The following is a 9,346-nucleotide window of genomic DNA, read 5'->3' as shown; positions in this document are numbered from 1 at the left end:
TTCAAAACCAGCGGGGCTGACGCCCCGGCGAAATTCCCCTCCCACCTACGTCGGAGGGAGTCCCCTTTCGCATTTAATATGGCGCGCGCTGGCGGATGAGATGTCCACTGGCTCTTCTCTCTCACACAAGGAAAACGGTCATGTCCGAACTGACGCTCTATCTTGCCCCGGGTACCTGTGCCATGGCGGTACGCATCGCTCTGGTGGAGGCCGGTGCCCCTCACCTTGTCAAGCGCCTGGATCTGGCCGCTGGTGAACAGCGCAGCCCCGACTACCTCGCCATCAATCCCAAGGGGCGAGTCCCGGCACTGGTGACGGAGCATGGCGTGCTGACCGAAACACCGGCTCTGCTGCTCTACGTGGCCCAGCGTTTTCCTAACGCCGGGCTGGCCCCATTGGATGACCCCTTCCTCCTGGCCAGGATGCAGGAGGTACACAGTTTCCTCGTCTCCACCGTCCATGTCGCCCATGCCCATGGACGCCGTCCCGGCCGCTGGGCCGACGATGAACAGGCCATGGCTGCCATGCAGGCCAAGATGCCCCAGAACATGCGCGATGGCTTTGACCAGATTGAGCGCCACTATCTGGCCGGCCCCTGGGTACTGGGGGAGCGCTTTAGCCTGGCCGACATCTACCTCTTCGTGATTGCAGGCTGGCTCGAGAGCGACGGGGTTGCCATCAGCGAGTTTCCCAAGGTGGCGGATCACTATCAGCGCATGCTGGCCCGCCCCGCAGTGCAGGCGGCGCTCGCCCTCTGATCTCCTCGCGCCGGGTACGCCTTTTTGTGCGGGCAACATCCGGCGACGCCTCTCAGACGGGGTGCTCTTATGGCACCCGTTTCTTCTGAAATTGCCCTGTCACTGAGATCGTTTTCACATTTTCGTCATCACTGCCTAGACCCGTTAACGGTTAACACCTATCTTTCGCCCTAATGACGCAACCGGTTGCGTAACCGATTGCCCAACTCAATATTCATATGCGGTCCCATGCCGCCGAGGTGCTGTATGAAACGAGGCAAGCTGCTCAATGCTCCCTTAAGCGCGCTGGTCGCGCAGATGGGCCACACCGACGAGATCACCGTCTGCGACGCTGGCCTGCCCATTCCGGCAGGCCCCGAGCGCATCGATCTGGCGCTGATGGCGGGCACCCCCAGCCTTGAAACCGTACTGACCGCCCTACTCACCGACCTGGTGGTGGAGAAGGTGATCATGGCAAGCGAGATCAAGCAGATCAGTCCCGCCGCCCATCAGGCGCTGGTGGATCAGCTGGAGGCCCACGCAGCCGCCCAGGGCAAGCCCATCACCATCGAGTACTGCCTGCACGAAGCGTTCAAGGCTCGCTCCTGCCAGAGCAAGGCTATCGTGCGCAGCGGCGAGGTGACTCCCTACGCCAACCTGATCCTCTGCGCCGGTGTGGCGTTCTGAATTCTTCAAAGAAGGCCTCTTCAAGGAAGCTGCAAATGAGCACAACCTCCCCCCTCTCACCCATTCTGGAGCTGACCGGGATCGTCAAGACCTTCCCCGGGGTACGCGCCCTCGACGAAGCGGGTCTTCGGGTCTATCCGGGCCAGGTGATGGCCCTGCTCGGCGAAAATGGCGCTGGCAAGTCGACCCTGATGAAGGTGCTGACCGGCATCTACCAGGCCGATGCGGGCTACATCAACTATCGCGGCCAGCCGGTGCACTTCAAGGGCCCCCGCGACTCTCAGGATCAGGGGATCAGCATCATCCACCAGGAGCTGAACCTGCTGCCGGAATTGTCGATTGCCGCCAATATCTTCCTCGGCCGCGAACCGCGCACCCGTTTTGGCAGCATCGACCACAAGCAGTTGCGTGAGCGTGCCAGCGGTCTGCTGGCGCGACTTGGCGTCAAGCACGGCCCGGATACCCGACTCGGGGATCTCTCCATCGGTGAACAGCAGATGGTAGAGATCGCCAAGGCGCTGTCGTTCGATGCCAGCGTCATCATCATGGACGAGCCCACCGATGCGCTGACCGACACCGAGACCGAGCAGCTCTTCACCGTCATTCGTGAACTGCGCGAGCAGGGCTGCGGCATTGTCTACATCTCCCACCGCCTGAAAGAGATCTTCGAGATCTGCGATCGGGTCACCGTGCTGCGGGATGGCAAGTGGATCGGCGAGCAGGCGGTGAGCGATCTCGATGAAGACAGGATCATCGAGATGATGGTGGGCCGCCGGCTGGAAGAGCAGTACCCACGTCTTGAGCGCGAGCTTGGCCCGGTTAGCCTGCAGGTGAACGATCTGGCTGGTCCCGGCGTGCGCGGGGTGAGCTTCTCCCTGCGTCAGGGGGAAATTCTGGGCTTTAGCGGCCTGATGGGCTCCGGCCGCACCGAGCTGATGAAGCTCATCTACGGTGCCAGCCCCATCAGCGCTGGCCAGGTGACGGTGGATGGCCACGCCCTGGTACCCAGAAGCCCGGCCGATGGTCTGGCCGCTGGTATCGCCTATATCTCCGAGGATCGCAAGGGCGACGGCCTGGTGCTGGAGCTGTCGGTGCGCGAAAACATGAGCCTGTGCGCCCTCGGCGAGTTCATTCGTGGCGGTAAGATTGACGGCAAGGCCGAGCGCCAGGCGGTAGGGGACTATGTGCGTTTGTTCAACATCAAGACCCCGAGTCAGGATCAGCTGATCAAGCTCCTCTCCGGCGGCAACCAGCAGAAGGTGGCCATCGCCAAGGGGCTGCTGACCCGGCCCAAGGTGCTGATCCTGGATGAGCCGACCCGCGGCGTCGATGTCGGCGCCAAGAAGGAGATCTATCAGCTCATCAACCAGTTCAAGAAGGAGGGGATGAGCATCATCCTGGTCTCCTCCGAAATGCCGGAAGTGCTCGGCATGAGTGATCGCATTATGGTGATGCACGAAGGGCGCATCAGCGCAGAATTCAACACCCGCGATGCCAATCAGGAGAAGCTGATGGCAGCGGCAGTCGGTAAACAGTGGCAAGCAGAGCAAGAGGCAGCACAATGACAACCCAAACCCTTTCCCGCCGCGGCGTCATGAGCAAGGCCTGGTGGATCGAGAACAAGTCCCTGGTCGCGCTGCTGGTGCTGATCGGCGTGGTCTCCTTCCTGAGCCCCAACTTCTTCACCGCCGACAACCTGCTCAACATCCTGCGCCAGACATCGGTCAACGCCATCATGGCGGTCGGCATGACGCTGGTCATCCTCACCGCCGGCATCGATCTGTCGGTCGGCTCGGTACTGGCCCTGTGCGGCGCCCTGGCCGCCACCATGGTGGCCATGGAGCTGCCCATCGGCCTGGTGATCCCCCTCACCCTGGGGGCCGGCGCCCTGCTTGGCAGCATCAGCGGCCTCATCATCGCCAAGGGCAAGGTACAGGCCTTCATCGCCACCCTGGTCACCATGACCGCCCTGCGCGGCGTCACCATGGTCTACACCGAGGGGCGCCCCATTTCCACCGGCTTCAGTGACGGCGCCGATCACTTCGCCTGGCTCGGGACCGGCTACCTGCTGGGTCTGCCGGTGCCCATCTGGCTGATGGCCATCGTCTTCCTGCTGGCCTGGTACCTGCTCAACCACACTCGCCTGGGCCGCCACATCTATGCCCTCGGCGGCAACGAATCGGCCACCCGCCTCTCTGGTATCAATGTGGATCGGGTCAAGCTCGCGGTGTATGGTCTGTGCGGCATGCTGTCGGCACTGGCCGGGCTCATCGTCACATCCCGCCTCTCCTCCGCCCAGCCCACAGCCGGCATGGGGTACGAGCTGGATGCCATCGCCGCCGTGGTGCTGGGGGGCACCAGCCTGATGGGGGGCAAGGGCCGTATCATGGGTACCCTGATCGGTGCCCTCATCATCGGCTTCCTCAACAATGCCCTCAACCTGCTCGACGTCAGCTCCTATTACCAGATGATCGCCAAGGCCAGCGTGATTTTGCTTGCCGTGATGATCGATAACAAAAGCAACCGTTAACAAGCCACGCCACACACAAGGAATGAAATGATGAAAAAGCTCAATACCCTGCTCGCTGCCGCCATCATGTCCGTGCTGGGCACCGCCCAGGCCGCGGATCACACCCTGGCGATGGTGGTCTCCACCCTCAACAACCCCTTCTTCGTCACCATGAAGGAGGGGGCCGAAGCCAAGGCCAAGGAGCTTGGCTACGAGCTGGTGGTGCTGGACTCCCAGAACGACCCGGCCAAGGAGCTCTCCAACGTGGAAGATCTCGCCGTGCGCAAGGTCAACGCCATCCTGATCAACCCGACCGACTCCGAAGCCGTGGGCAACGCCATTCGCCTGGCCAACAAGGCGAACATCCCGGTGCTGACCCTGGACCGCGGCGCAGCCCAGGGTGACGTCAAGGCCCACATCGCCTCCGACAACGTGGCCGGTGGCAAGCTGGCTGGCGACTTCATCGCCGAGAAGCTGGGCAGCGGTGCCAAGGTGATCCAGCTGGAAGGGATCGCAGGTACCTCCGCCGCCCGTGATCGCGGCGAAGGCTTCGCCCTGGCGGTCACCGCCAACAAACTGCAGGTGCTGGCCTCCCAACCCGCCGACTTTGACCGCACCAAGGGTCTGAACGTCATGGAGAACCTGCTGGCCGCCCATCCGACCGTGCAGGCAGTGTTCGCCCAGAACGACGAGATGGCGCTGGGTGCCATCCGCGCCGTGCAGGCCGCTGGCAAAGAGGTGATGATCGTGGGCTTTGACGGCACCGACGATGGCAAAGCCGCCGTGGCCAAGGGTAAACTGGCCGCCACCGTGGCCCAGCAGCCTGCCCTCATCGGCGCCATCGGCGTGGAAACCGCCGACAAGGTGCTCAAGGGTCAACCGGTGGAAAAATCCATCCCGGTACCGCTGCAAATCGTCAACAAGTAAGTTGTTGGGGGGAGGTTCGCCTCCCCTCTCTTTTTCCGCCAGTGCCGCCTGGTCTGGGCCCACCCAGACCAGGATGTACTCAACCAAGGGTGATAGGAATGAATCGTCTCGTAGTCCTCGGCAGCGTGAATGCGGATCATGTGCTGCGCGTTCCCCACTTTCCCCGCCCCGGTGAAACTCTGACCGGCCACAGCTATCAGGTGGTGCCCGGCGGCAAGGGCGCCAACCAGGCGGTGGCCGCCGCCCGCCTCGGTGCCCCAGTCTCCTTCATCGCCCGCATCGGTGATGATGCCATCGGCCACCAGATGAAAACCGGGTTTGCCAACGACGGCATCGATGTCAGCGCCGTCGAACTCGACCCCAGGCTCCCCACCGGCATCGCCATCATCTATGTGAGCGACGAGGGGGAGAACAGCATCGGCATCTCCGCCGAAGCCAATGGCGCCCTCACCCCGGCCGTAGTGCAAGGTCACGAGGCAATGATCGCCGCCGCCCACACCCTGCTGCTGCAACTGGAAGTGCCGCTGGAGAGCGTGCAGGAAGCGGCCCGTCTGGCTCGTGCCCACGGCACCCGGGTGGTGCTCAACCCCGCCCCCGCGCGCCCGCTCTCAAGGGATCTGCTGGCGCTGGTGGACCTCATCACCCCCAACCAGACCGAGGCCGAGCTGCTGACCGGCGTCAAGGTGACGGACGAAGCGAGCGCCCGTGAGGCTGCCACCCGCTTCCACCAGATGGGCATCGGTGAGGTGATGATCACCCTGGGGTCTCAAGGGGTCTATTGCAGCAAGGGGCAGCAACAGGCGCTCATGCCGGGTTTCCGGGTCAAGGCAGTGGATACCACGGCGGCCGGGGATACCTTCAACGGCGCCTTCCTGGCGGCCGAGCTCGCCGGCGCCGACTTTGACGCAGCCGTACGCTTTGCCCACGGGGCGGCGGCACTCTCCGTCACCCGGTTTGGTGCCCAGAGCTCCATCCCGAGCAAGCAGGAGGTCGATGCCTTCCTCCTTGAACAGACTGCGCAGGGGCACTGATGGCCAATATCAAGGAGGTGGCCGCGCTGGCGGGGGTGTCGACCACCACCGTCTCCCACGTCATCAACGAGACCCGCTTCGTGGCCGAAGAGACCCGGGAGCGGGTCTTCGCCGCCATGCGCGATCTCAACTATGCCCCGAGCCTGGTGGCCCGCAGCCTCAAGGTAAAGGAGACCAACAGCATCGGCATGCTGGTTACCACCTCCAGCAACCCCTTCTTCGCCGAGGTGGTGCGCGGGGTGGAGCGCTACTGCTTCGAGCAGGGTTACAACCTGATGCTGGGCAACACCGAAGGACAGGCCGAGACCGCGCTCTCCTACCTCAAGATGATGCTCAGGAAACGGGTCGACGGCCTGCTCATCATGTGCAGTGAAGGGCAGCAGGAGGTGTTCAACCAGCTCGACTGGCTCAAGAGCCTGCCAGTCGTGGTGATGGACTGGGGCATGGAGAACGGCGAGGTGGATCTCATCGCCGACAACTCCCATCGCGGCGGCTACCTGGCAACCCGCCACCTGCTGGGGCTGGGTCACACTGCCATCGGTTGCATCACGGGGCCCCACAGCCGCGCCCCGGCCAACCAGCGCCAGGCGGGTTTCGAGCAGGCAATGCAGGAGGCCGGGCTCACCGTCAATCCGGGCTGGATCCAGGAGGGAGACTTTGACTGCGCCAGCGGTGCCGCCGCCATGACCCGCCTGCTGGCACTGCCAGAGCGTCCCACCGCGCTGTTTGTCTGCAACGACATGATGGCCATGGGGGTCATCAGTGCCGCCCATCAGGTGGGGCTGGTGATCCCCCGCGATCTCTCCATCGTCGGCTATGACAACGTGGCGCTGGCCCAGTTCATGTCCCCCCCGCTCACCACGGTCAATCAACCGAAAGAGGAGCTGGGCCGCCTCGCCGTCACCCGGCTGCTGGCGCGCATCAACGGCGAGCCCATCGCAAACCGCATGATCACCGTGGATCCGGACCTGGTGATCAGACACTCCTGCGCTCCCTTTTCCTCACCGGACAGCAAACCAGTTTAAGTGCCAGCAAGCAGCAGAAGGGCGGCAATGAGCCGCCCTTCTGTGTATTGTCTCCTTGGCATCGGCCCCGAGACTGCATAAGCCACCACTCAACTTAGCTTGAGATCATCCTCTTGCTGCGCCTCTCCCCGGGGAGCCAGGCGCAGCAGCCCCAGCGCCGTTGCCAACGGCTGGAGCAGCGCCTCGCACCCGGAGGGGGCTGGCAGCCAGTAGCGAATTGGCCAGCCCGCCTGCAGCAGTTCGGGGGCGCTGCTGCCAAGCTCGCTCAGCGCCAGCATGCAGCCACACTCGCGCATCTTCTCAAGCAGGGTGGCATCCGGTATCAGCGCAGGCAATGCCAGAATCAGCCTCCCCTGTGGCAAGGGGGGCAGGCTCGCCAGCAGAGGGGCCAGCTGGGCAGGCTGATGAAGCCTTACCAGCAAGGTGCCATTGCATGGCTCTTCTGTCAGCCATCGTGCCATCACGGGCCCAAGGACACCACGCTCCTGCATCCAGCCCACATCACAGGGCTGCTGGCTCACCCGCCAGCGCAGGCTGACCGCCGTCACCGGCACGCCCTGCTCGTCTCTCATCGGCTCGCAGAGGGTCTCCAGGGGTGAAGGGGCGGCCCCCGCCAGCCATTCCCGCAGTTGGTGCAGCTGCCGCTGGGCCATGTGGAGGTCAGCCTTCATCGCACTCTGATACCACACCAGGGTGTTCCCCTCACGCTTGGCCTCGTTCAATGCCAATATGGCCTGCTCCAATAGCTCATCGGCATCCTCGCCACCCTCGCACCTGGCCACTCCGAAGCGACACGCCAGATCAAAGCTGCTTTCCCGGGTCACGAACTCAAACTGCAACAGGCTCACCATGGCGGCCATGCGGGCATCGAGATCTCCCTCTTCGTCGTCCAGCACCACGGCGAACTCATCGCCCCCCAACCGGTACGCACGGCCGGGGCATGCCTGACGCAACCGGGCCGCGACCGCCTGCAGCAGGCGATCACCAACCTGGTATCCGAGCAGATCATTGACCTGCTTGAACCGCTTCAGATCCAGCACCGCCAGCGCCTGGACCCGATCTTGCAGCAGGGATTGCCTGAGCTGCCCCTGCAAGGCCCGACGGTTGCCAAGCCGGGTCATGGGATCGAGCAGGGAGAGGCGACGATTCTGCAGATTGGTCCGAATGAGGGCAAAGACCAGCACACAGCCCATCACCAGCAGGATCAACTGCCAGATCTGGATCCAGAACAGGCTCTGGCGCAACTGGTTGAGGGAGGCTTCCCGCTCCTGGCCGGAGAGGATCTGATCCCCAATCTGCTCCACCTGATGGGTCAAGCCGGTCAGCCGGACGAGGGCAAGATCGAGGGCTTTCCCCCTCTTCAGCTCCCCGGACTGCATCTGGGGATCCAGCCCCTTGAGTTCGTCAAAGAGCCGTTCAAGCACCTCCCCCAACCCATGCCTCGCCCGCGCATCGGCGGTCTCGGTACTGATCAGGAACACATCCAGCCGGTTCCACAGCAGGTCGTAATCCAGGCTCAGGGCCGCCATGTCGAGCGCCCCGGCACGGTAGAGGCGCACATCATAGAGAAATCGCTGGGACTCCTGCATTACCTGGCTGATGTTCCAGTGGGTGTTGCGGTAGAACATGTCAACGAGCTGCTCGTGCCGACTCTGCAGCAGCAGCCCCGAGAGGGACGAGAAGAGAAACAGCAGGGAAATGGCTGCAAGCAGCAGGTTATCTCGCTGTCGTCGCGTCACGGGACAACCTCGATGCGGATCACCTGCCAGACCATGTTGTTGTGGATGGCGGACACATCCATGTCGGGATGGGCCGAGAGGGGGACCAGCAGCCAGAGCGGCCCTTTATTGCGACGGGTGAGCGGTTTGTCATCCTGGTAACGCACCAGGGTCAGCGGCACCTTAGCAAACAGGGAGAGATCGACCCGCTGCTGGTAGCCATTGAGTGCGGCGACATCGATGGCGCTGGCACTATCCACCTGCTGCGCCGCCAGCACGCTCTTCAGGGTCGGGCCACGATAGCGGTGGGTGCCGAGGGTCCAGGGCGTCGCCGTCTCGAACTCCACTTGTGGCAAGGCGGCCTACGCCGCCTCATCCAGGGTGATTTCCCGCTTGTCCGGCAGGATCAGTTGCAATAGCGAAGAGGAGGAAGCCTGGGTACCGAACGAGAAAAGCACCAGCAGGAGCGAGGCCATCCCGCGCGTTGGAAAGTTCATGACATGTTGTGCCAGCTGCATCTTGAAGTTAGGTGTCAGTGTGGCGATTTCAGTGGGTCAATGCAACTGTGTGAAAAATCAATAATTATGGGCCGCGCATCTCCATCCAGTTATGTCCCTCGACGGTGAGAGGCTGATGGCCTTGTTGCACAATTCCAAAGCAGGACAGCAGTCTCTCAGGCGCCGATTTCGCTCAGTTGACCTGTTGTCGTACA

Annotated in this window: 8 protein-coding genes and 1 pseudogene; 7 read left to right on the top strand and 2 right to left on the bottom strand. The window is 63.1% G+C overall.

Features of this window, described 5'->3' with window-relative positions; genetic code table 11:
• Positions 1-140 precede the first annotated feature (140 nt).
• The 7 genes from OKB81_RS17705 to OKB81_RS17675 all read left to right on the top strand — a co-directional run bounded on the left by OKB81_RS17705 (position 141) and on the right by OKB81_RS17675 (position 6,916).
• A complete protein-coding gene (locus OKB81_RS17705; RefSeq protein WP_039040777.1) occupies positions 141-758 on the top strand; it encodes a glutathione S-transferase family protein in 618 nt (205 codons plus the stop codon).
• Between the two features lie 246 nt (positions 759-1,004).
• Positions 1,005-1,424, top strand: coding sequence for a D-ribose pyranase (gene rbsD / locus OKB81_RS17700; protein WP_010674787.1), 420 nt, complete (start codon positions 1,005-1,007; stop codon positions 1,422-1,424).
• Positions 1,425-1,459: 35 nt separating this feature from the next.
• The gene (gene rbsA, locus OKB81_RS17695; RefSeq protein WP_052814800.1) at positions 1,460-2,989 is read left to right on the top strand and encodes a ribose ABC transporter ATP-binding protein RbsA; all 1,530 of its coding nucleotides are present in this window, start codon (positions 1,460-1,462) and stop codon (positions 2,987-2,989) included.
• A complete protein-coding gene (rbsC, locus tag OKB81_RS17690; protein ID WP_041211438.1) occupies positions 2,986-3,954 on the top strand; it encodes a ribose ABC transporter permease in 969 nt (322 codons plus the stop codon). Before rbsA ends, rbsC begins: the two co-directional genes overlap by 4 nt.
• Positions 3,955-3,984: 30 nt before the next feature.
• Positions 3,985-4,860: a ribose ABC transporter substrate-binding protein RbsB gene (gene rbsB, locus OKB81_RS17685; RefSeq protein ID WP_103260147.1), complete on the top strand. Its 876-nt coding sequence runs from the start codon at positions 3,985-3,987 to the stop codon at positions 4,858-4,860.
• Between the two features lie 98 nt (positions 4,861-4,958).
• Positions 4,959-5,891, top strand: coding sequence for a ribokinase (rbsK, locus tag OKB81_RS17680; RefSeq protein ID WP_124243795.1), 933 nt, complete (start codon positions 4,959-4,961; stop codon positions 5,889-5,891).
• On the top strand, positions 5,891-6,916 hold the full coding sequence (locus OKB81_RS17675; RefSeq protein ID WP_160838692.1) for a substrate-binding domain-containing protein: 1,026 nt from the start codon (positions 5,891-5,893) through the stop codon (positions 6,914-6,916). The genes rbsK and OKB81_RS17675 overlap by 1 nt, the downstream gene beginning before the upstream one ends.
• Before the next feature lie 89 nt (positions 6,917-7,005).
• On the opposite strand, the gene OKB81_RS17670 is transcribed toward OKB81_RS17675, so the two are convergent.
• Positions 7,006-8,655 (bottom strand): GGDEF domain-containing protein, encoded by a 1,650-nt coding sequence (locus OKB81_RS17670; protein WP_160838690.1) that lies wholly within the window; start codon positions 8,653-8,655, stop codon positions 7,006-7,008.
• Positions 8,652-9,131: pseudogene (locus OKB81_RS17665) on the bottom strand (hypothetical protein). Before OKB81_RS17665 ends, OKB81_RS17670 begins: the two are co-directional and overlap by 4 nt.
• Positions 9,132-9,346 lie beyond the last annotated feature (215 nt).

The sequence above is a fragment of the Aeromonas sp. QDB56 genome, from assembly GCF_027705505.1.
GTDB lineage: Bacteria > Pseudomonadota > Gammaproteobacteria > Enterobacterales > Aeromonadaceae > Aeromonas > Aeromonas caviae.
The sequence above is the reverse complement of the archived record's forward strand: the minus strand, read 5'-3'. Positions and strand labels throughout refer to the sequence as shown.

Excerpts from the sequence above, each read along its gene's own strand:
- rbsB (WP_103260147.1), top strand. The coding sequence starts at position 3,985 with ATGAAAAAGCTCAATACCCTGCTCGCTGCCGCCATCATGTCCGTGCTG.
- rbsC (WP_041211438.1), top strand. The coding sequence starts at position 2,986 with ATGACAACCCAAACCCTTTCCCGCCGCGGCGTCATGAGCAAGGCCTGG.
- rbsA (WP_052814800.1), top strand. The coding sequence starts at position 1,460 with ATGAGCACAACCTCCCCCCTCTCACCCATTCTGGAGCTGACCGGGATC.
- OKB81_RS17705 (WP_039040777.1), top strand. The coding sequence starts at position 141 with ATGTCCGAACTGACGCTCTATCTTGCCCCGGGTACCTGTGCCATGGCG.
- rbsD (WP_010674787.1), top strand. The coding sequence starts at position 1,005 with ATGAAACGAGGCAAGCTGCTCAATGCTCCCTTAAGCGCGCTGGTCGCG.
- rbsK (WP_124243795.1), top strand. The coding sequence starts at position 4,959 with ATGAATCGTCTCGTAGTCCTCGGCAGCGTGAATGCGGATCATGTGCTG.
- OKB81_RS17675 (WP_160838692.1), top strand. The coding sequence starts at position 5,891 with ATGGCCAATATCAAGGAGGTGGCCGCGCTGGCGGGGGTGTCGACCACC.